The organism is Mycobacterium sp. NGS58, assembly GCF_059812385.1.
This window is the reverse complement of sequence record NZ_JCALCO010000011.1, coordinates 59,361-79,314: the sequence shown is the minus strand read 5'-3', so window position 1 is coordinate 79,314 and position 19,954 is coordinate 59,361. Positions and strand designations below refer to the sequence as shown.

At 64.2% G+C, this 19,954-nt stretch carries 20 protein-coding genes; 10 read left to right on the top strand and 10 right to left on the bottom strand.

Annotated features, from left to right (window positions below; all coding sequences use genetic code 11):
* The first annotated feature begins 1 nt into the window (after nt 1).
* A complete protein-coding gene (locus AC5Y4H_RS12915; RefSeq protein ID WP_499982208.1) occupies nt 2-799 on the top strand; it encodes an enoyl-CoA hydratase/isomerase family protein in 798 nt (265 codons plus the stop codon).
* Between the two features lie 10 nt (nt 800-809).
* Entirely contained in the window at nt 810-1,580 is a 771-nt protein-coding gene (locus AC5Y4H_RS12910) for an enoyl-CoA hydratase/isomerase family protein (protein WP_499982205.1), read from the top strand.
* A 2-nt stretch (nt 1,581-1,582) separates the two neighbouring features.
* On the opposite strand, the gene AC5Y4H_RS12905 is transcribed toward AC5Y4H_RS12910, so the two are convergent.
* On the bottom strand, nt 1,583-2,785 hold the full coding sequence (locus tag AC5Y4H_RS12905; RefSeq protein WP_499982204.1) for an acyl-CoA dehydrogenase family protein: 1,203 nt from the start codon (nt 2,783-2,785) through the stop codon (nt 1,583-1,585).
* A gap of 2 nt (nt 2,786-2,787) precedes the next feature.
* The gene (locus AC5Y4H_RS12900; RefSeq protein ID WP_499982202.1) at nt 2,788-3,600 is read right to left on the bottom strand and encodes an enoyl-CoA hydratase-related protein; all 813 of its coding nucleotides are present in this window, start codon (nt 3,598-3,600) and stop codon (nt 2,788-2,790) included.
* 95 nt (nt 3,601-3,695) lie between these two features.
* Here AC5Y4H_RS12900 and AC5Y4H_RS12895 point away from each other — a divergent pair, with 95 nt between their 5' ends.
* Together AC5Y4H_RS12895 and AC5Y4H_RS12890 are read left to right on the top strand one after the other, a co-directional pair.
* Nucleotides 3,696-4,892, top strand: a complete 1,197-nt coding sequence (locus tag AC5Y4H_RS12895; protein WP_499982199.1) for a cytochrome P450 — start codon at nt 3,696-3,698, stop codon at nt 4,890-4,892.
* Nucleotides 4,889-5,686 carry an enoyl-CoA hydratase/isomerase family protein gene (locus AC5Y4H_RS12890; RefSeq protein WP_499982198.1) on the top strand — a complete coding sequence of 266 codons (798 nt, stop codon included), beginning with the start codon at nt 4,889-4,891 and terminating at the stop codon, nt 5,684-5,686. Before AC5Y4H_RS12895 ends, AC5Y4H_RS12890 begins: the two co-directional genes overlap by 4 nt.
* Before the next feature lie 23 nt (nt 5,687-5,709).
* Here AC5Y4H_RS12890 and AC5Y4H_RS12885 read toward each other — a convergent pair whose 3' ends face one another.
* A complete protein-coding gene (locus AC5Y4H_RS12885; protein WP_499982195.1) occupies nt 5,710-6,567 on the bottom strand; it encodes a mycofactocin-coupled SDR family oxidoreductase in 858 nt (285 codons plus the stop codon).
* Between the two features lie 178 nt (nt 6,568-6,745).
* On the opposite strand from AC5Y4H_RS12885, the gene AC5Y4H_RS12880 reads away from it, so the two are divergent.
* The 4 genes from AC5Y4H_RS12880 (at nt 6,746) to AC5Y4H_RS12865 (ending at nt 10,655) form a co-directional block, all read left to right on the top strand.
* Complete coding sequence (locus AC5Y4H_RS12880; RefSeq protein WP_499982191.1) at nt 6,746-7,561, top strand: SDR family NAD(P)-dependent oxidoreductase; 816 nt, start codon at nt 6,746-6,748, stop codon at nt 7,559-7,561.
* Between the two features lie 99 nt (nt 7,562-7,660).
* Nucleotides 7,661-8,224 (top strand): nuclear transport factor 2 family protein, encoded by a 564-nt coding sequence (locus tag AC5Y4H_RS12875; RefSeq protein ID WP_499982189.1) that lies wholly within the window; start codon nt 7,661-7,663, stop codon nt 8,222-8,224.
* Nucleotides 8,221-9,162 (top strand): SMP-30/gluconolactonase/LRE family protein, encoded by a 942-nt coding sequence (locus AC5Y4H_RS12870; protein WP_499982187.1) that lies wholly within the window; start codon nt 8,221-8,223, stop codon nt 9,160-9,162. Before AC5Y4H_RS12875 ends, AC5Y4H_RS12870 begins: the two co-directional genes overlap by 4 nt.
* Nucleotides 9,159-10,655, top strand: a complete 1,497-nt coding sequence (locus tag AC5Y4H_RS12865) for an adenylate/guanylate cyclase domain-containing protein (RefSeq protein WP_499982185.1) — start codon at nt 9,159-9,161, stop codon at nt 10,653-10,655. Before AC5Y4H_RS12870 ends, AC5Y4H_RS12865 begins: the two co-directional genes overlap by 4 nt.
* A 4-nt stretch (nt 10,656-10,659) precedes the next feature.
* Here AC5Y4H_RS12865 and AC5Y4H_RS12860 read toward each other — a convergent pair whose 3' ends face one another.
* On the bottom strand, nt 10,660-11,955 hold the full coding sequence (locus AC5Y4H_RS12860) for an amidohydrolase family protein (RefSeq protein WP_499982183.1): 1,296 nt from the start codon (nt 11,953-11,955) through the stop codon (nt 10,660-10,662).
* A 119-nt stretch (nt 11,956-12,074) separates the two neighbouring features.
* Between AC5Y4H_RS12860 and AC5Y4H_RS12855 the strand changes: the two genes are divergently transcribed.
* Entirely contained in the window at nt 12,075-12,281 is a 207-nt protein-coding gene (locus tag AC5Y4H_RS12855) for a hypothetical protein (RefSeq protein WP_499982180.1), read from the top strand.
* A gap of 11 nt (nt 12,282-12,292) precedes the next feature.
* Here AC5Y4H_RS12855 and AC5Y4H_RS12850 read toward each other — a convergent pair whose 3' ends face one another.
* Genes AC5Y4H_RS12850 through AC5Y4H_RS12825 form a run of 6 tightly spaced genes read right to left on the bottom strand, consistent with a single transcriptional unit; the run spans nt 12,293 to nt 18,631 of the window.
* The gene (locus AC5Y4H_RS12850; protein WP_499982175.1) at nt 12,293-13,432 is read right to left on the bottom strand and encodes an acyl-CoA dehydrogenase family protein; all 1,140 of its coding nucleotides are present in this window, start codon (nt 13,430-13,432) and stop codon (nt 12,293-12,295) included.
* A 2-nt stretch (nt 13,433-13,434) separates the two neighbouring features.
* Nucleotides 13,435-14,478, bottom strand: a complete 1,044-nt coding sequence (locus tag AC5Y4H_RS12845; RefSeq protein WP_499982173.1) for an acyl-CoA dehydrogenase family protein — start codon at nt 14,476-14,478, stop codon at nt 13,435-13,437.
* Nucleotides 14,479-14,480: 2 nt separating this feature from the next.
* The gene (locus tag AC5Y4H_RS12840; protein WP_499982171.1) at nt 14,481-15,680 is read right to left on the bottom strand and encodes a cytochrome P450; all 1,200 of its coding nucleotides are present in this window, start codon (nt 15,678-15,680) and stop codon (nt 14,481-14,483) included.
* A 46-nt stretch (nt 15,681-15,726) separates the two neighbouring features.
* Nucleotides 15,727-16,173, bottom strand: coding sequence for a VOC family protein (locus AC5Y4H_RS12835; protein WP_499982169.1), 447 nt, complete (start codon nt 16,171-16,173; stop codon nt 15,727-15,729).
* Complete coding sequence (locus AC5Y4H_RS12830; protein ID WP_499982362.1) at nt 16,170-17,381, bottom strand: CoA transferase; 1,212 nt, start codon at nt 17,379-17,381, stop codon at nt 16,170-16,172. Before AC5Y4H_RS12830 ends, AC5Y4H_RS12835 begins: the two co-directional genes overlap by 4 nt.
* Nucleotides 17,382-17,395: 14 nt before the next feature.
* Nucleotides 17,396-18,631 (bottom strand): CaiB/BaiF CoA transferase family protein, encoded by a 1,236-nt coding sequence (locus tag AC5Y4H_RS12825; RefSeq protein ID WP_499982168.1) that lies wholly within the window; start codon nt 18,629-18,631, stop codon nt 17,396-17,398.
* A 107-nt stretch (nt 18,632-18,738) separates the two neighbouring features.
* Here AC5Y4H_RS12825 and AC5Y4H_RS12820 point away from each other — a divergent pair, with 107 nt between their 5' ends.
* Nucleotides 18,739-19,944: a cytochrome P450 gene (locus AC5Y4H_RS12820; protein WP_499982164.1), complete on the top strand. Its 1,206-nt coding sequence runs from the start codon at nt 18,739-18,741 to the stop codon at nt 19,942-19,944.
* Nucleotides 19,945-19,954 lie beyond the last annotated feature (10 nt).

Genomic DNA, 19,954 nt, shown 5'->3' with positions numbered 1-19,954 from the left:
GATGACCGACCTACCTACGGGCACACCAGAGCTGACCGGATGCGACGAGATCCTCGTGGCCGCAGACGGTCCCGTACGGATCGTGACGTTGAACAACCCCGACAACGCGAATGCGGTCAACAACAGGATGCACACCGCCTTCACCCGGCTGTGGGCCACCCTGGCCGAAGAGCCCGACGCTCGGGCGGTGCTGATCACCGGCACAGGAGATTACTTCTCCGCTGGCGGAAACTTGGTGGAATGGCTGGAAACCCATGTCAACAACCCGGTCACACGCCGCGCCGGAATGCGAGACGCCCGACGCATCGTGCGCGACATGATCGACTTTCCGCTGCCGGTGGTCGCGGCTGTCAACGGCCCCGCAGTCGGCTTCGGGTGCAGCATCGCAGTGTTATGCGACATCGTCTTGATGTCTGACCGAGCGTTCTTCGCCGACACTCACGTCGCGAGCGGACTGGTGGCCGGTGACGGCGGGTCGGTCCTGTGGCCTCTGCTGATGAGCCTGCTGAAAGCCAAGGAGTACCTCATGCTCGGTGAACGCATAAAAGCTGACAAGGCGGTCGAGCTGGGCTTGGCCAACCGCGTGGTACCGCACGAACAGATCAAACAGGAGGGCCTGGCAGTGGCCCACCGCCTGGCCGCGCTGCCGCCGCGCGCGGTGCAGGACACGAAAAGAACGTTGAACCTGCATGCCCAACGCGCGATCACCGGCATCCTCGAGTACGGGATATCCGCCGAGACAGAGTGTTTCACCACACCCGAGCACCGGGCTGCTATCGACAAGTTCCTGAACCGGTAGGGGTGGCCCGATGGTCGACGACGCTGACGCGGACGCTCTACTAGTCCGTTACGAAGAGCGAGACGGCATCGCTGTGGTCTTATTGGACCGCCCGCGCCAGCGTAATGCCTTGTGCTACGAATCGTGGACCGAGCTATCGATCGCACTCGGTGGCATCGTCGCGTACGGCGCCCGCGGCGTGGTTTTGGCCGGGGCGGGCGGATTCTTCAGCTCCGGCGGTGATTTGAAGACCGGACCCGCCCGTGGCAGCGGGCCGTTGGGGCCCGCGGGCCGCATCGAGCACGCGCAACGGGTGATGGAACAACTCAAAGCCGTGCCGGTGCCGACCATCGCGGCGGTTGAAGGCGCGGCGATTGGCCTCGGCTGGAGTCTGGCACTGTCGTGCGACCTAGTTGTAAGCGCCTCAGACGCCTTCTTCGCTGCTCCATTCGTGGCGCGCGCGGTGATACCCGACGGCGGGCTGGCCTGGCGCCTCGCTCAACAGCTGGGCCGGCACCGCGCGGCGTCCCTATTACTGCGCGGCATGCGGCTATCGGCCGCCGAGGCCGAACGGCTAGGACTGGTAACAAACGTCGTCGAACCCGGATCGGCGATCGATCGCGCCGTCGCGATAGCCAACGAACTAGCACAGGCCGATGCGGGGGCGGTGGAAATGACCAAACGGTTGATCAATTCTGCTGAAAGTGCTCAGCTCGCCGCGTTTCATCCGCTCGAGCTCGCAATGGCGACCGTGGCACAACAACGTTCGGCGGCCGCCGAGGGACGAGCGGCCTACTCCTGATTTCAGCGGGGCATGCCCAGCCCGACCGTCGAGATCAGGTCTCGCTGAATCTCGCTCGTGCCCCCACCTATCGAGTGTAGGAGAGACAGCAGCAACCCCTCCGAGAAATGGCCATCGAGCACCGAGTCCGGATCGTCCGGCATGAGTTCGCCTGCGTGCCCGAGGATCTGTGCACCAAGTCCCCGTAATTCGGCGGTCAATTCGGAGTGATACAGCTTCGATAACGACGGCAGCGCGGGATCCAGGGCACCTTCCGCCTGCAGGTGTGCTACCCGATACGACAGGGCGCGGCCCACCTCGACGCGTTCGACGGCGCGAGCGAGCGCAATGCGATTGGCCGGATCGGACAGCGGGTCGTGCGTCGATCCCTTTTGCGCGCGGCACCAGTCGATCAGCTCATCGAGATAGCGCTGAGCCTGTGCGGCCCTGGTGATATTCGACCGTTCAACGTCGAGCAGTGCCTTCCCGACGGTCCACCCCTGCCCCTCGGCTCCGACCAGATTGGCCGCGGGAACCCGGACACCATCGAAGAACTCCTCGGCAAATGTGGGATAGCCAGTCATCGACCTGATGGGTCGACGGGTAATCCCTGGTGTCTCCAGGTCGACGAGAAAGAATGAGATTCCGGCTTGGCGCTTGTCTGCAACCGGCGACGTGCGGGCCAGGACGAAGATCCAGTCGGCGAGCACCCCGTTGCTCGTCCACGTCTTCTGCCCGTCCAGGACGTAATAGTCGCCGTCGCGTCGAGCGGTCATCCGCAAAGCCGCCAAGTCCGAGCCCGCCTCCGGTTCCGAATAGCCCTGCGCCCACATACGTTCCGAGCGCGCGATGGCCGGCAGATGCTCCGACTTCTGTTCCGTGGTACCGAATTTGAACAATACCGGCGCCAGCATGTTGACCCCGTTGGTGTTCACCAGTGGTGCGCCCGCATACGCAAGCTCTTCGCGGATGACCACCTGCTCCACGACACCGCGACCGCCACCCTCGTACCGGGCCGGCCAGTGCGGCACAAACCAGCCCTGCTCGTGTAAGGCCTTGCAGAACACGACCGCGCGCTCGTGGGCATCGCGCGGCAGATAGTCGGGATTGGCCGCAGTCCGGCGGAACTCGTCAGGCAGGTTGTGCGCCAGCCAATCACGCACGGACGCCCGAAGAGACTCGGTGTTCTCGTCCCCGCCAAACCGGATGATCGGTTGAAGCGGCATGGTCAGATGCGCTCGCTGGGTTTGGCACTCTTTTTCATGAGCTCCGCGACGAACTGCTGGAACTCCTTGCTTCCGGTCACCACCGCCTGAAGGTCGTTGCTTGCCTGTTGATGCGTGCGGAAACCCATGGTCTCCCACGCCCGGATGACGCCTGATTTGACGGCCTGCAACGTGATCAGCGGCGCCGTAGCGATCTTGGCGGCCAGTTCCTCGACCGTCGCTTCGAGTTGATCAGCGGGCACCACTCGATTCACCAGGCCAAACTCGAGTGCTTGCGCGGCGGTCAACCGCTGAGCCGTGTACAAATATTCGGCCGCCCGCTTGTAGTTCATGAACACCCACGGCTCGAACATCGTTTCGGCGCCGGGCAGCCCGAATCCGGGTACCAGAGGCATCTGGAACCACGCATCCTCGGAACAGACGGTGATTTCGGGGATCAACGCCCAGGTCGTGCCCCCACCGATCGCGTAGCCGTGTACCTGGGCGATCACCGGCTTGGGAAACTCCCACAACTTGAGGACGGGCCACAGGAACAATTGCGCCGCAGAACGCCACACTTTCCCCGATGCTTCCAGCTCGGCTTTGAACTCCGGGTACGCGCCGGTGGGGATGTGACCAGAGCAGAAGCCCTTGCCATTGGCCTTAATAATGACCACCTTGACGTCGTAGTCGTACTGCGCGTCGTCGAGGGCCGCGTCGAAGCTATGGACCATTTCGGAGCTCTGCGCGTTGGCGGCGTCAGGATTGTTCAGGATGATCCGCGCGATCGGGCCGTCCTTCTCGTAGATCACGTGCTCGAGTTCTCGCGTTTCCACTTCGGTTCTTCCTCCTCAACACCGTGCGGTCCACCACCGCAATGGTGCAACTATACAGATAATGTATTACTGTTCTTCAGGAAAGGACGGTGCCGATGACGACAACAGACTTACGTTGGGATCCGTTCGATCGCGCCCTGCACCAGGACCCCTACAGCGTCTGGAAACGGCTGCGCGACGAAGCGCCGACCTACTACAACGAACAGTACGACTTCTACGCGCTCAGCCGTTTCTCCGACGTGCTGGAGGCGTCGCTGGACACCGAGACGTTCTCGTCGGAGCACGGGGTCACCCTGGATGCGATCAACGAGCAACCGTGGCCGCCGCCCAGGGCGATGATCATGATGGACCCGCCGGATCACACCGCATTGCGGAAGATGGTTAACCGCACCTTTTTCCGAACCGAGGTTGCCCGACTCGAGGAGCGCGTCCGGACGCTGTGCAGCCATTATCTGGATGCCTTCGTCGGCACCGACGGCTTCGACTACGTGCGCGACTTCTCGATGAAATTACCGGTGATGGTGATCAGCTCGCTACTGGGTTTTCCCGAAGAAGATCACGACAACCTGCGCGAGTGGTCGGATGCCCAGCTCCACCGCGATGAGGGCACAACCCAGCTCAGCGAGGACGGCCAGCAGGCCAACATTAAGCTGCTCGGCTACTACGCCGACCAGATTCAGCGCCGCAGGGCGAGACCGAGCGACGATATCGTCGGCAACCTGATGACCTCCGACCTCGTCCAGGCGGGCCGCCAGACCCGTCGCCTCGACGATCGTGAAGTGTTGATGTTCATCGCGATGATCAACGTCGCCGGCAATGAGACGGTTGCGCGCCTGCTGGGATGGGCCGCGCTGACACTGGCGAACTATCCCGATCAACGAGCCAAGCTGGTGGACCATCCAGAACTGATCGGTAACGCCGTCGAGGAATTGCTGCGTTACGACGCCCCATCACCCGTACAGGGCCGCTACACGAAACGCGACGTCACCTACAACGGCACCCTCATTCCAGCGGGCTCGCGGGTAGCACTGCTGACCGGATCTGCGGGCCGCGACGAACGCCAATACGAGAACCCGGACGTCCTCGACGTCGAGCGCGCGGGAATCCGTCACATCAGCTTCGGTCACGGTTCGCACTTCTGTCTGGGCGCGGCGCTCGCCCGCCTCGAGGCCCGGGTCGCGCTCGAAGAGACGCTGAAGCGTTTTCCCGCTTGGGATGTCGACACAGACGCCGTGACCTACGTGCACACCAATTCGGTGCGCGGACCCGCCAGCGTGCCGATCCGGCCGTGACCCCCGACCTCGCGGCTCACACGCAGGACGCGGTGCGCTGGCTGGTTCTGGACCGACCGGACGCCGGCAATTCGGTGACTCGTGCCATGCAGCGAAACCTGATCGAGAATCTTCAGTCCGCATCCAGTGATCCCGACATCAGAGCGGTGGTGCTCACCGGTCGGGGCGACCGGCATTTCTGCACCGGGCCGAATCTCCATGATCCCGGCATGCAACCCAAAAAAGACAGGGTGGCCGGCGACGCCGCCCGCATTCTGCGTACCGGGTCTCAGGCGGTGGTCTCAGCGTTGCTCGACTGCGAAAAGCCAGTGCTGTGTGCGCTTAACGGCATCGCCGCCGGGGTGGGCGCGAGCATGGTGCTCGCCTGCGACCTCATCGTGGCCGCCGAAAGCGCGCGACTCATAGAGCTTTTCGCGCGACGAGGGCTCGCGCCCGACGGTGGTGCCGCATATCTGCTGGCCCGTAAGGTGCCCTTCAATATCGCCAAGCAGCTGCTGTTTTTCGGCGAGGAACTGTCCGCGCCCGAGGCCTACCGGATCGGACTGGTCAATGAGGTGGTCGCGGACGGCGGCCTTGAGGACGAGGCGACCGCCTGGGCGCGCCGGCTCGCTAACGGACCGACACGCGCGCTGGCGGCGGCCAAGGCGATGCTCAACCAAGCACTCGACGTGGATCGTGACGCCGCCCTTCGAACCGAGGCATTGTTGGTGGAACAGGTAGCCGCGACCGACGACGTCGCCGAAGGAATAGCCGCGTTTCTCGAGCGACGCGATCCCGATTTCCGGGGACGGTGAAGACCAGCTGGCGAATACCGCTGCTAGAGGCCCAGTTTCAAGCCCGCGCCGGCATCGACGAATATTTGCTGTCCGGTGACGTAACGGGATTCGTCCGACGCCAGGTACACCACCAGGTGGGAGACGTCATGCGGCTCGATCCACGGGACGGGCATCGCCTGCAGGATCGGAAAGACGATTTCGGCGTCCTCGCGGCTCGGTTCGGCCAGGTCCGGACGAAACGTCCGGTACATCGGGAGGTTGTGCAACATTCCGGTGTTGACGTTGGTCGGGTGCACGGTGTTGATCCGGATCTGCTCGGGTGCCAGCGTCAACGCCAGCCCCTTCGTGTACTCGCACAGCATCTTCTTCGCCAGTCCGTAGCCGGCGCCCCCGGGACCTTGCGGCCCACCACCGGTGGCCAGATCCTTCTGCGGAACCAGTCCGGCGATCGAGCCGGTGACAATTATCGACGCACCCGAGCGCAGGTGTTCCATGCTGATATGGATGGTGTTGATGACACCAACGAAGTCGACGTCGAAGGCATCGGTGAAACCGCGTGACGGAACATCGTTGCCCAGCGGGCAGATGCCTGCGTTCGCCACGACGACATGGAGGCCGCCCAACTCCGCGACGGCCTCGTCGATCGCCTTCTTCAGCGCGGCGCGGTCGCGGACGTCGGCGACCGCCGAAACCGCGCGGCGACCCGACTTTTCGACCAGCTTGACCGTCTCGTCCAGATCCTCCCTGGTAGCAAGCGGGTACTCGTTGGTTTCGATGTCGGCGCACATGTCCAGAGCGATGATGTCGGCACCCTCGTCGGCAAGATGGACCGCGTGGCTGCGGCCCTGTCCGCGGGCGGCACCGGTTATCACGGCCACCTTGCCGTTCAAACGCTGCATCTGCTCCTCCATCGTCATTCGACGAACCAACTGCTCGGCCGCACACCCGGCACGAGCCGCAGGACCGTTCCTGCGGGCGGCGCGACCCCCACGATATTATTGGATAATAGAACACTCAGTGTTAATCTGTCACGCGTGTGGATACGGCGGCTAGTCCGATTCGCGTGAGGGAAAGCGAGTGACGCTGCACCGCAACGCCGCGTCACTGGACGGCCGGGTGGCCGTGGTGACGGGAGGCGGGGCCGGCATCGGCCGGGCCGTTGCCGCAGCGTTCGCTGAATTCGGCGCAAAGGTCTCAATTTGGGAGAGGGACGCGCAGACGGCCACATCTGCGGCCCAGGAAATCGACGGCCTCGCGTGCGTCACCGACGTCCGCGACGCTGAGCAGGTTGATGCCGCACTCGCCGCCACCGTCGAGAAGCTGGGGACGCCAACCCTCTTGGTGAATAATGCCGGCGGAGTCTTTTGGTCTGGTCTGCTCGAAACCTCCCCCAACGGATGGGACGCGCTGATCCGCATCAACCTGACCCAGGTCTTGCTGTGCACGCAACGGGTCGCCCGCGCCATGGTCGAAGCCGGCACGGGCGGCAGCATCATCAACGTCAGCACGATCGAGGCGGTGCGGGCAGCGCCGGGGTTTGCCGCCTACGCCGCGGCGAAGGCCGGGGTCGTGAACTTTACGAAAACCGCTGCGCTCGAACTCGCGCCGCACGGTATCCGTGTCAACGGACTGGCTCCCGACTTCACACTGACCGAGAGCCTCGCGAAGATGGCCCCTGCGGGGTCCGAGAACGCCAGATTCATGGTGCCGATGGGCAGAGCCGGCGATGTCGACGAGATGGCCGGGGCGGCAGTCTTCTTGGCCAGCGATCTCAGCGCATACGTGACTGGACAGACATTGCATGTCGACGGCGGTACGGCAGCGGCCGGGGGCTGGTACCACCATCCCCAGACCGGGCACTACGTCCTCGGCCAGCCAACGTCCACCACGTGATACGACCCTATAGAAGTCAAACGCAGTGCGTCCGTTCATGACCCATCCAATGCACACGTTGAAGAACATCGACCTATAACTGTGGCGGAGGAGGATTCGGTGGTCACGATCGATGCAGCCGTACAAGCCATGCTGGCGCGCGAGGAGATTCGCCAATTGCCGTTCCGCTACGCCACCGCGATCGAAACCCGCGACGCTGACGCGATGGCTGATCTGTTCGTTCCGCACGCGCGGTTCGGTGCTTACGGAGAGGGTCGCGACGGCGCGCGCCGTCTCATGTCCGACAGCCTCGACGCCAGCGTGTTCGCGGTCATCCTGGTCGCCAACCACCTCATCGAGCTCGACACCGAGGACCGGGCACACGGGCAGGTCTGGGCGCAGTGCTTCGCCCAGACGCACGCCGAGGGATTCATCGAACAGCTCATCAAGTACGAGGACCGCTACGAGAAACACGAAGAGCGGTGGTGTTTCTTGCACCGCCGGCATCGGCTGTTCTACGGCGTCAACAGGCCCACGTCACCGCTGACGCAGAGCGCCGCCGACTGGCCGCGAAATCAGACCGGCGTTGGGGACCTGCCGCTGGCGGATCCGGCCTTCGTCGCTTGGTGGAACAATGCAACTAAACACGTTGTACCGCAACATTATAGGAAAGAGCCGCGATGAGCCGCTGCCTTGCCGACGGCTTAGCCTTCCCGGAGAGTCCGATCGCCTTGGACGACGGCACCGTTGTCGTGTCGGAGATGGCGGCCGGCCGGATCACCCGAGTCCACCCCGATGGGGCTACCGAGACAGTCGCCCACACGGGTGGCGGACCCAACGGCGTGGTCAAACTCCCCGACGGTCGGTTGATCGTGTGCCAGAACGGCGGGTCCAAGTTCGGGGTCGGGCCGTGGCCGTACGACTTCAACGGCTGCGTGAACCTCTTCCGGCCGATAGGTCCGCCCGACCAACCCGTCACCCCCGCGCTGCAGATCATCGAATCCGACGGTAGCGTCAGCACGCTCGCTACCGAGTTCAGCACGCGATCCGGTAAGAAGCTGCCCCTGGTGCGGCCCAGCGACATCTGCGCTGACAGCCACGGCGGCTTCTATCTGACCGACGCAGGTACGGTGCAGAGCCGCACCCGCAGCGTGACCGGACTCCTCTATGGCACGGTCGACGGTGACCTGCGCGAAATTATCTACCCGCTCGAGATGCCGAATGGGGTCGCGTTGTCACCCGACGGCTCGTCGCTGTACGTGGCAGAGACGCGTACGCGCCGGATTTGGGAATTCACGCTCGACGGACCGGGCGTGGTCGGCCGGGCGCGGGGTCTGGCGACGGTGCCGAGCGGCGGCCCGCTGAACGTTGGAGGGGCCGACGGGCTGTGCGTGGACCCCGCCGGCCGAATCCTCGTCGCGACCCTGGGGACGGGCGGGGTCACCGTCTTTTCCGCGACCGGCGAATTTCTCGGTGCGATTCCCGCCGACGACCCGATGACCACCAATGTCGCACTGAGCGCCGATGCCCGCACCCTGTTCATGACGCTCGCGTCGTCGGGACGACTGATGAGCATTGCGAACTGGTTGGACAAGTCGAGCATCGCGCGGGCGTCACCGTGAAAACCTCGCTTGCCGAACGTCGCCTGCCGTTCGCTCGCACCGGCAGATCGCTGGTGATTTCAGGGGCGATCGTTCCGACTGTCACGGGCTCGGCGCTGATCGCAGCACTGACCGCCTGGGCTTTGCCCACCGGTGCGGCGCTGAGCAAACACCATGTGATGTTGGTCAATATCGTTGCAGCACTGTGCTACTCCGGCACCGTCTTGCCCTTGGCCGGGTTATGGGCGTACGTCTGGATGAGCCTGCCCGCGGGGGCAAACGATGTCACCGTGCGCCGCGCCGTCCTGGCCATCCCAATGAGGATGGCGGTGGTCCAGGGGACCGTATGGTCGGCGGCGGCTGCGGTATTTGTGCTCATCAACCTCGACACACCGTGGCTGGCCGCGACGCTGGGAGTGTCGATTCTGCTCGGTGCCATCGTGACAACCGCACTGGCCTATTGGATGTGCAGGATCTCACTGCGGCCGACGGCGGCCAGATTGCTCACCGACAACCCGCCGACACGGCCGCGGGGGCCAGGGCTCCGGTTGCGCGCCGTGAGCGCCTGGGTGATAGGAACGGGAGTTCCGACGCTGATGGTCATGCTGGTCGCCGAGAGCGCGTTGTTCGTCGAATACTCCGCGCATCGACTTGCGCTTCTCGTTCTCGTACTCGGGGGGTGCGCCATGGCCTGCGGCCTGGTGATCGCCGCCTTCAACGCGTCGACCATCGCCGACCCCATCGATGAGGTAAGGCGGGGTATGCAATACGTCGAGCGGGGTGACTTCGACGTCTCCGTTCCGGTCTTCGACGCATCAGAGCTCGGGCTGCTGCAGGCCGGCTTCAACACCATGGCCAGCGGACTTCGCGAACGTGAACGTCTCCGCGATCTGTTCGGTCGGCACGTCGGCCGCGACGTAGCGCGCCTGGCGGAGCAAGTCGCTCGCAACGGCGTCGAGACCGAAATGGGCGGGGAGAAATGCGAAGTCGCGGTGTTGTTCGTCGATCTGGTTGGTTCGACACGACTGGCCACGGCACTAGAACCCGACGAACTGGTGATCATGCTGAACGAATTCTTCGCCGTGGTGATCGACGTCGTCGAACGCCACAACGGTTTGATCAACAAGTTCGAGGGCGATGCCGCCCTTGCGGTTTTCGGCGCCCCGAACGCCAACGCCCGGGCGGCCGCGGACGCACTCGCGACGGCGCGTGAGCTCAACATCCGACTCAACCGGTCGGACGAGGACATCAGGGTCGGCATTGGGGTGTCGGCCGGAACGGCGGTGGCCGGCAACATCGGCGATCCCAACCGGTACGAGTACACGGTGATCGGAGACCCGGTCAACGAGGCGGCGCGGCTGACCGAGGTCGCCAAGCTGTCCGGTGGTGTCGCAGCGTCGGGTGCGGCGCTGAGCCGGGCGGACGAGTCGGAGAGGCGGCGATGGCGCGTCATCGACTCCAAAGTTTTGCGCGGACGCGACAATTCGACCGAGATCGCCGTTCCGGTCGATTAACGGCTCAAACCTTCTGAGCCTTCTGCTCCTCCATCTTGTTCATGAAGGCCTCCATGCCGACCCCGCCATGACTTGCCATGACCTCGTCGTAGTCATAGTCGGCCGGGTTGCCGTCATTCGGGCGCCACCCGGAGTCCGCCGTGCAGGACTTGAAGCCCTCCTCCGGGAACGCATACCAGCGCCGAGTGTTGAGCTCGACGATCTTGGCAGCTTCCTCGTCGGGTACATCGGCCAGCATTTCCTCGGCGCGCGCTCGGCTCTTGGGCCAGAACGAGTCGGAGTGCGGATAGTCGCACTCCCAGGTGATGTTCTCTATTCCGATCTGGTGCCGCATAGCCATCCCGACTTCGTCTTCGATAAAGCATCCGGAGATGTTGCGCCGGAACAGCTCCGACGGCGCCACGGTCGGGTGAATGTTCTGGTAGTACTTGTGTTTGCGCCAGACGTAATCCGCGCGCTCGACCAGGTAAGGCATCCAGCCGACGCCACCTTCGGAGAACGCCACTTTGAGGTTTGGATGCTTGTGGAACACCGGCGAGAAGATGAGCTCGGTGGCCGCGGCCATCGATGTGGTGCCCATCAACGTGATCATCACCGCGAACGGCCCCTCCGGCGCGGTCTGAGGCGGGAATCCGCCACTGCCGAAGTGCATCACCGCCGTCAGATTCGTCTCTTCCAACGCCGACCACACCGGCTCCCAGTACGCGGTGTGATAACTGGGCAGCTTGAGGTTTGTCGGGTTATCCGGGAGGCCGATCGCCCGGGCTCCCTTGGCCGCCACCCGCTCGATCTCGGCGACGATGAGCGCTGGGTCCCACAGCGGAGTGATCGCCATAGGGATGAAACGGGCGGGATCCGTAGCGCACCACTCATCGAGCGAGAAGTCGTTCCACGCCTTGACGCCCAGCAGCGCCAGTTCCTTATCCTCCCCCTCGAGGAAGACCGTGCCGCAGAATCGGGGAAACGACGGAAAGCACAACATCCCATGGACACCATCGATGTCCATATCGGCCAATCGGGCCTTCGGGTCATAACATCCAGGGATCATGTCGGCGTAGCGGATCGGATCGACGCCGAACTCTTCCGGGGGCCTGCCCGCGACCGCATTCAGCCCGATGTTGGGATACGGTCGGCCCTCATAGACCCACTGCTGCATAGGCGGAGCACCCTCGCGCGGGAAGTCGACGATGCGAGGACCCTGATCGATGTACTTCTTCGGCAGCCTGTCGATCCAGACATGGGGTGGCTCGATGAGGTGATCGTCGACCGACAGAAGCTTCATCGATGGTTGCAGCGGCATCGTCCAGTCCTCAACTCTTCCGATTCATGCGTTACAGTACAACTAAACACTTTATGTCTAACTGACTATAACGCCGATCTCCACCTAGGCTCAAACCAATGGTGCACTGAGGAGAGACGATGGACTCGCATGAGCGCATCCCCTATGACGACTGGGCCGACCAAGATTTGCTCACCAAGGGTGAAGCGGCCGAACGGGTCGCCGCGGAGATAGCGGAGGTCAGCGCGAAACTCAGCGGGGCCCACGCGGGCGACGAGATCCTCGAAAGGCGGCTCAACGGTCTCAAAGAGGCGTACAGACACCTGACGGAGGCCGGGCCGGGGTAACGGGCACCTGCTCAGGCGCGCGGCAGCCCGAGTACCCGCTGCGCGACGATGTTGCGCTGGATTTGCGCAGTGCCCCCGTAGATGCCGGCGGCGCGCGACCACAGGTAGATGTCCCATTCCAGGCCCTCGGTGAGCAGAGGGCCGCTGGCGCACAGATCCATCATGGTGTGGCCCAAGTACTGGTCCGCACGGGCCATGAGCAGCTTGTCGACCGACCCCTCCGGCCCCGGAAGTTTTCCGCGTTGGCGCTCCGTGAGTGAGCGTTGAACCTTGATCTGGAGAGCGCGTAACTCCACGTACGCCTGCCCAAGCCGGGCCCGCGCCACGGGTGAGTCGAGGAGCCAGCCGGTCCGGATGTCGTTCTCGAGCCGCCGCAATTGTGTCGAGAGCCGGCTGACCCAGTTGATGTCGCCGGGACCGCGCTCGTAGGCCAGCAGTTGGCTGGCGATGGACCAGCCCTGGCCGCGCTCACCGAGCAGATTGGCCACGGGTACGTCCACGTCGTCGAACGTGACCTCGGTGAATTCGCGGTTGCGTGCGGCATTGACAATCGGGCGGACCTGGATCCCTGGCGTCGACATCGGTACCAACAGCGCCGAGATGCCTGCGTGCTTGGGGGCCTCGGACTCGGTGCGGCACAGCAGGAAACACCAGTCGGCGACCGCCCCGAAGCTCGTCCAGATCTTGCGGCCATTGACGCGGAAGCTCTGCTGCCCCTCGATCTCGATCAACTCGGCGCGGGTCTTCAGGCCGGCGAGGTCGGATCCAGCCTCGGGTTCGGAGAATCCCTGACACCACCGCACCTGGCCGGACAACAGTCCGGGCAGCAGGGTGTCCCGTTGCTCGTCCGTACCGAACAACCGCAAGGCGTTGCTGAGGTGGCCGACCCCCTCTATCGGCGGGGCGCCGGCGCGGCCGAGTTCGTCGTTCAGGATCGCCTCGTAGATGGGGGCCTTGCCGTGCCCTCCATACTCGACGGGAAATGAGAGCCCGATGTACCCGGCTTTGTAAAGCGCTTGATGCCAAGCGTTTTGCGCATCGGCGCGGGCGGCGGGATCCTCGGGGATCGAAGCGTCCGCGGCGTGTTCGGAAAGCCACTGCCTCAGCTCGGCGCGGAACTGCGCTTCGGGCGCGTTGTCGTTGAAGTCCATCGCTACGCCAACTCCCGGTTGGCCAACCGCATCGCTGCGATGGCGTCATAGTGAACCACCTCGTCACCGAATAAGCGCCGGTCCAGCAGCGTACGACGCAGCCGCAGATGCGAGATGTGCTCCCACGTGATCGCGATGCCGCCGAATACCTGAACGGTCGTCTCCACCACCTCGCGGCCCGCCGCGGCAGCGTATGCCTTCGCCGTCATCGCCGCCAACCGCGCCTCCTCGACCGGCAGTTGGTCGATCGCCCACGCGGCGTGCCACAGACAGCTGCGGGCGCCTTCCACTTGGACCAGGGCATCCGCGAGCAGATGCCCCACCGCCTGGAATGAGCCGATCTTGACTCCGAACTGCGCGCGTTCGCCGGCGTAGCGCACCGCATCATCGAGCGCACCTTGCATGACGCCCACAAGGTCGGCGGCGAACGCGGTCATGGCCAGCGACTCCACCCGCTGCCAGCGCTCATCACTGATGGGCTCCCCGGTCGCCACTGCCGAAGCCGCCAAATCGGCTGGCGTACGGCGCAATACGCGGGTCAGGTCGAGGGCAGCCGCCGTGTGACCATCCAGCGGCGCGCAGACGAGCTTGCGATGACCATCCGTTCGGACCGCTAGCAGTGCGTGGGTAGCACCTGCCGCGTCGAATGCCACTCCTGGCTGATTGGCCGCTGCGAATCCCGCCAAGTCCATCGTCAGCACCGGCGCCACCCGCAGGCTTCCGTCCGCGACGAGCTGCAGTTCCTCCTCGGCACTGGCAGCCTCCAAAAGCTCGGTGGTTAGCACGGCTTGGCCTATCACCGGTACGGCGCTGAGGGCTCGCGCCAGTTGCTCGATGACGATGGCGGTTTCCACGCCGCTGGCCGCGAGTCCGCACAAGGCAGGCGAACGCAGCGTCGGCACACCCAACTCCACGACCTGGCGCCACTGTGCGTCGAGCGCCGCATCGGTAGGTAGTTGTTCGGGGCCGGTGACGGCGAGGCTCTCCCCCAGCCGAGTGGCGGTGTCCTGCAGCAGTTGCTGCTCGTCGGTGAAGGCGATGTCCATGGTCAGCGCAGGGTCATCTCCACGCGGCTATAGCCGCGCACGGTCGCGGTGAGCACCCGCTCGTGCGCCCCGATACCATAGTTCGGGAACTTCTTGGCGATGTACTCGAACACCAGTTGCGCCTCCCGGCGCGCCAGCCACTGCCCAAGACAGATGTGGATTCCCCAGCCGAAATAGACGTCGGTGCCGCGAGGCCGCCCGATGATGAAACGGTCGGGGTCTTTGTATCGACGTTCATCCCGGTTCGCGCTGCCCAGGAGCAGCAGCACCCAGTCTCCGGCGTTCATGGTGACACCGTGTCGCTCAATGGGCCGCGTCAGCGTGCGGGCCACCCAATGACTCGGGGTGTCATAACGAAGTGCCTCGTTGACGGCTACGGGAATAAGGTTGCGGTCTTTGACAATTCGCTGCCACTGGTCGGGATGCTCCGCGAGGGCGACCAAGCCGTTGGAGATCAATTTCTGAGTGGTTTCCGACCCCGCGGCCGAAAGCAGGTTGCAGAACATGAGAACCTCGTGCGCGGTCAACGAGCGCTCACCGCCGGCCTCGGGGTCGTCGAAGGTGGCCTGCAGCACGATGCTGATCAGATCGTTCCCGGGCTCGGTGCGGCGCCGTTCGATGAGGTCGCCGATGTACTGGCTGATCATCCGATTCGCTTCGATGGCCTTGGCCGGCATGACGACTTCGCCTTCCTCGCGCGTCAGGAAGGCTTCCCACCAGACGCGCAGCTGCGCACGATCGCCGTGCGGCACGCCGAGCAGGTCGCCGATCACGTCCGTAGGAACCGAGAACGCGAAGGCCTCCATGGCGTCGACGGTGGTTCCCGGGCGCAGCCGGTCAAGATGAGTGTCGACCACCGCTTGCAGGGCGGACTCCATCGCGGCGACCGCTTTTGGCGTGAAGAAACCCTTGAGGACCCCGCGAATACGGTCATGGCGAGGGGGGTCCATCGAGATTACGGAGTATTTGCGGCCGTCGTTGTCCGGATTCTCCGGTGCCGGACCCAGCTTGGACGAGAACGTCTCCCAGTCCCGAAGTGCCCGCGAGACGTCGTCGAATCTGGACAGCACCCACCAGCGGTCCTCGGGATCCCGGTAGACCGGTGCCTCGTCGCGCAGTCGCCGGTAGACGGGGTACGGATTGTCGAAGATCGCCTTGGAGAACGGCGAATACATCAGCTCACTGGTGGCCGGCACAGCCACGACTCTATCATTTGGCTGAACAATCGAACGTTTTGTGATCAGTTGATCACTGTCTAGGGAGGCGCTCAATCAACTCCAGCCAGTTGCCGTCGGGGTCGGTGGCCATCAGGCCGCGGTTGCCACCTTCGAATGTCACCGTCCGTTCGGGTCGTGCCCGCCCCCCGGAGCGCTCGATCCGCGCGATGAGTTCGTCGGGGTCGTCGACGCGAAACGACAGATGACTGAATCCCACCGCGTTCATCTGCCGCGGCTCGACATTCCCGTGAACCCCCGGCGCCGCGTAGCTCAGCAACTCGAGGCGGAATCCGTCCCTCTGCAGGTAGACAAGCTCAAGCACCAGTCCGGGCACGTCCAGCAGTTGTGCCGTCTCAGGCCCTTCGACGTGCATTCGACTGACCTCATCAAATCCGAGAGCCTCGCAATAGAATCCGATTGACCGGCCAATGTCACTGACACACAGTCCGATGTGAGTGAGTCGGTGGCCGCCGCTCATGTGGCGTCGTCGACAATTTCGTCGAGCAGTGCGTTGTGTTCGCCAACAAGAGGCGGGCGAGTCAGGGTGGTCGTCGGTGCGGCACCGAACACATACGGTGTGCCCGGATAATTGAACGTTTCCTCGAACTCCGGGTGGCGCACCGGCACCTTGAACCCACGGGCGGCGACGTGTTCGTCCTCGAAAGCCTCGTCAGGTGACAGCAGCGCTCCGGCCGGGAATCCGCGGCGCTGGCTCTCCAGGAAGTACGCCTTGGCTGGCAATCGCGAAGCGATCAGGGTGAGCGCCTCGCGGGCCGCAGTCAAAATCGCGGTGGTTTCGTCGTCGGCGCCGATCTGCGCGATGTCCACCGGCGCGTCGCGTGAGGCGGCCAGCTCCAGGAACACGGACTCGGGCAACTCGTCGATCAGATCGAGCTCGGTGAGCCACGCCAGCAGGTTGGCGAACTCGTGTGGTTTCCGGGGCAACACGCCGGTGGTGGCGTACGCGCCGTCTGCGCACAGAACTTGGGTCCGCTGACTCGGCGTGAAGTATGCATGCCGACCGGTCTGCCGAACGCATGTCTCGTTGTTGACCAGCCAGTGGTAGGTCACCTGCTCGGAACTGACATTGCAGGCAGCGTTGACGCTGACGTCGACCAGCTGCCCTTCTCCGGTCTGGTCGCGATGGGCAAGCGCAACCAATGCTCCAATCGCGCAGTACATTCCGGCTATGTTTGCGGATTGCTCACCGGCCCCGCGAATCGGTGGCAGTGAATGGTCGTCGTAGCCGCAGTTCCACACCGGCCCCCCTCCGGCGAGCATGGTGAGGTCGGTGACCGGTTGGTCGGCTCGGACGCTGTTCAGGCCGAACGGGCTGACTGCTACCCAGATCAACGACGGGTTATCGGCCGCGGTCTTGACGTAGCCGAGCGGGCCATCGCCGACCGGGCCGGCCCCCGAAATTGCAATGTCGGCGCGCGTGATCAGGCGCTGCAGCGCAATTATCCCCTGCGGGGTGTCGAGATCGATGGTCACGGAGCGCTTTCCGGCGTTTCCGCCCCACCACCGGAGGCTGGCCTCGGGCCCGGGAACCTCGAGCGCAAACGGTGGCCGCGACCGGTGTGGAGATCCGGTCGGAGGTTCAACGACAATCACGTCGGCGCCGAGTTCGGCGAGCACCCGTCCACCAATGGGCGTGAACTGGTCGCTGATCTCGACAACGCGAATTCCGGCTAGTGCGTTCAGATCACACCCTGCTTCGTCAGTTCGTCCAGTTCCTGACCGCTGTGACCGAGCAATCCGCCCAGTACCTCGCGGTTGTGTTCGCCGAGGCAGGGCGCCGCCCGCGTAACATTCCACGGCGAGGCCGACATTCGCAGCGGCAGCCCCTCGACCCGCACCGTCCCGATCTCGGGGTGCTCCACGGCCGGGAACAGGCCCCATTCCGCTAGGTCGGGATCTTCGTCGATGCGTTCCCGGGGCGACTTGACGACGCTGGCGGGAACTCCCGCAGCGGTGAGTTCGCTTGCCAGGAGAGAGGCCTCGCGCGCCCGGGTGCATGCGCTGAGCAACTCGTCAAGTTCGTCGGCGCAACGCAGGCGCTGCTCGAGTGTCGCGAACCGGTCCGCAGTCAGTTCCGGTGTGTCAACGACTTTGGCAAGCACCGCGACATCGCGATCGTCGCGGCAAGCGATGGCGATCCACCGGTCCTCACCCAGGCACGGGTAGATCCCGTGCGGGGCCATCTCACCAAAGTCGGAGCGATTGCCGTGGGGACTTTCGGTTGAGCGTGCGCGCCGCTTGTTCACGGTCCAGTCGAGCACCTCGGTGGGCAGCATGGCGATGCCGGCCGGCACCGTCGCCAAATCGACGTGCTGGCCTTCGCCTGTGCGTTCGCGATGGTGTACCGCCGCCAGGATCGCGACGACCATGTAGTACGCCGCGATGTGGTCCATGTAGGAGAAACCCCATCCAGCGGGTTCCCTGCCGGGCAGCCCGGCTGTGAACGTGAGCCCGCTCAGGGCTTGCACGATCGGGCCCCAGGTCTTGAAATCCCGATACGGACCGGTGTGGCCGAAGCCGCAATTCGACACGTAGACGATGTCCGGTTTGATTCGTCGCAGCTCGTCGTACCCGAAGCCCATCCTGGTCAGCACGCCGGCTGCGAAATTCTCACACACGATGTCGGACACCGCGATCAGCTCGCGGAGCAGGTCCTTACCGGCGTCGACGCGCAGGTTGATTGTTACGCCGAGCTTGCCCACGTTGTGGTTGTTGAAACCGCCGCCCAGGTTGACCCCCCTGCGGTCGTCGACAAACGGGCCCACGCCGCGCAGTGCGTCCCACATCCCGCGAGTAACCGGATCCTCGACCCGAATCACCTCGGCGCCGAAGGCCGCCAGAATTTTCGTCGCGCCGGCCCCCGCCAGCTGGCCGCCCAGGTCGCACACGCGAAGATGGGATAAGGCGCTGGTCACTGTGTAACAATAAAACAGATTTTGTTCTTCTGCCAACAGGTTGGGTGCATGCGTGGCTGGGCGGCCGGTGCTCGCAGATTGACACTCAATGTTCTATTGTTCACTTTATGGTGACGATCGCAGCCGCCCGGTTCGACGAGCCGGCGTTCTACCTCGGCGACCCGAACGCGACATTCGCGCAGTTGCGCGAAGCCGACCCCGTGCACTGGTACGAGGAGGGCAAGTTTTGGGTGATTACCAAATATGAAGACATCAAGGGCATCTCGGCACGTCCGGAGAAGTTCAAGTCCGAGCGTATCGGCATCATGATGGATCTGATCGCGCACCGGGAGGGCCGCGACCCACAAGGATACGGCGGCCGCGGCATCATGTTCATGGATCCCCCCGAACACCGTGAGCATCGCAAGGCCATCGGCGTCCGTTTCACGCCGGCGGCGGTCGCCAAGATGGAAGCGCGGGTGCGCCAAGTCGTCAACGACGTCCTCGACGGCCTGCCGGATGGTGAGTTCGACTGGATCCAGCGGATCGCCGAGCCCATTCCCGTCTATGTTTTCGCCTACCTGCTCGGAGTACCTGAGGAGGATTGGCCCAGGGTCGCAGGTTGGGCGACCACGATCGCGAATGTCGGCAGCGGGGTGGCCAGTGACGATGACCTCGCGTTCATTTTCGAACACATCGGCCCGTACCTGCTCGGCCTGGTCGCCGAACGGAAGGACAACCCGCAAGACGATCTGCTCACCCTGTTGTCGGAGGTGACGGTCAACGGAGAACCTTTCAACGAGACGCAGGTGATGATTTACGCGCTGACGCTGCTGGCGGCGGGCAGCGAAACTACGCAGAGCCTGATCGCGGGAATCGCAGACTGCCTCGACGGGCATCCCGACCAAGCGGAGAAGTTTTTCGCAGACCCAAGTCTGAGCGCCAACGCGGTCGAGGAGGTCCTGCGGTACTGGACGCCGGTGATGAGCATGGCCCGCCAGGCCGCCGACGATGTGAACCTGCGCGGCGCGACCGTGAGGAAAGGCGACGGCGTGTTGCTGGCCTATGCCTCGGCCAATCGCGACCAGGACCATTGGGGACCGACCGCCGAGCAGTTCGACATCACCCGCGAGGACGCCGCAAGTCATCTCGGATTCGGTGTGGGTGAACACTTCTGCATGGGCGCCGCGCTCGCCCGACGAGAGGCGCGCCTCCTGCTGGACGAAATCGCCAAGCGCGCCAACGGCATTCATGTGGTCGGCGAGCGGGTGCCGCGGGCGTCCGCGCTAGTGCACACCCACGATCAGTTGCCGGTCGTGCTGAACTACCGCTGAGAGGCGCATC

What these genes read in the sequence shown, in the direction of transcription:
- AC5Y4H_RS12860 (WP_499982183.1), bottom strand. Translation starts at nt 11,955, where the DNA reads ATGCCGCTGCAACCATCGATGAAGCTTCTGTCGGTCGACGATCACCTC.
- AC5Y4H_RS12915 (WP_499982208.1), top strand. Translation starts at nt 2, where the DNA reads ATGACCGACCTACCTACGGGCACACCAGAGCTGACCGGATGCGACGAG.
- AC5Y4H_RS12850 (WP_499982175.1), bottom strand. Translation starts at nt 13,432, where the DNA reads ATGGACTTCAACGACAACGCGCCCGAAGCGCAGTTCCGCGCCGAGCTG.
- AC5Y4H_RS12910 (WP_499982205.1), top strand. Translation starts at nt 810, where the DNA reads ATGGTCGACGACGCTGACGCGGACGCTCTACTAGTCCGTTACGAAGAG.
- AC5Y4H_RS12855 (WP_499982180.1), top strand. Translation starts at nt 12,075, where the DNA reads ATGGACTCGCATGAGCGCATCCCCTATGACGACTGGGCCGACCAAGAT.
- AC5Y4H_RS12885 (WP_499982195.1), bottom strand. Translation starts at nt 6,567, where the DNA reads ATGCAGCGTTTGAACGGCAAGGTGGCCGTGATAACCGGTGCCGCCCGC.
- AC5Y4H_RS12820 (WP_499982164.1), top strand. Translation starts at nt 18,739, where the DNA reads ATGGTGACGATCGCAGCCGCCCGGTTCGACGAGCCGGCGTTCTACCTC.
- AC5Y4H_RS12845 (WP_499982173.1), bottom strand. Translation starts at nt 14,478, where the DNA reads ATGGACATCGCCTTCACCGACGAGCAGCAACTGCTGCAGGACACCGCC.
- AC5Y4H_RS12835 (WP_499982169.1), bottom strand. Translation starts at nt 16,173, where the DNA reads ATGAGCGGCGGCCACCGACTCACTCACATCGGACTGTGTGTCAGTGAC.
- AC5Y4H_RS12870 (WP_499982187.1), top strand. Translation starts at nt 8,221, where the DNA reads ATGAGCCGCTGCCTTGCCGACGGCTTAGCCTTCCCGGAGAGTCCGATC.
- AC5Y4H_RS12905 (WP_499982204.1), bottom strand. Translation starts at nt 2,785, where the DNA reads ATGCCGCTTCAACCGATCATCCGGTTTGGCGGGGACGAGAACACCGAG.
- AC5Y4H_RS12895 (WP_499982199.1), top strand. Translation starts at nt 3,696, where the DNA reads ATGACGACAACAGACTTACGTTGGGATCCGTTCGATCGCGCCCTGCAC.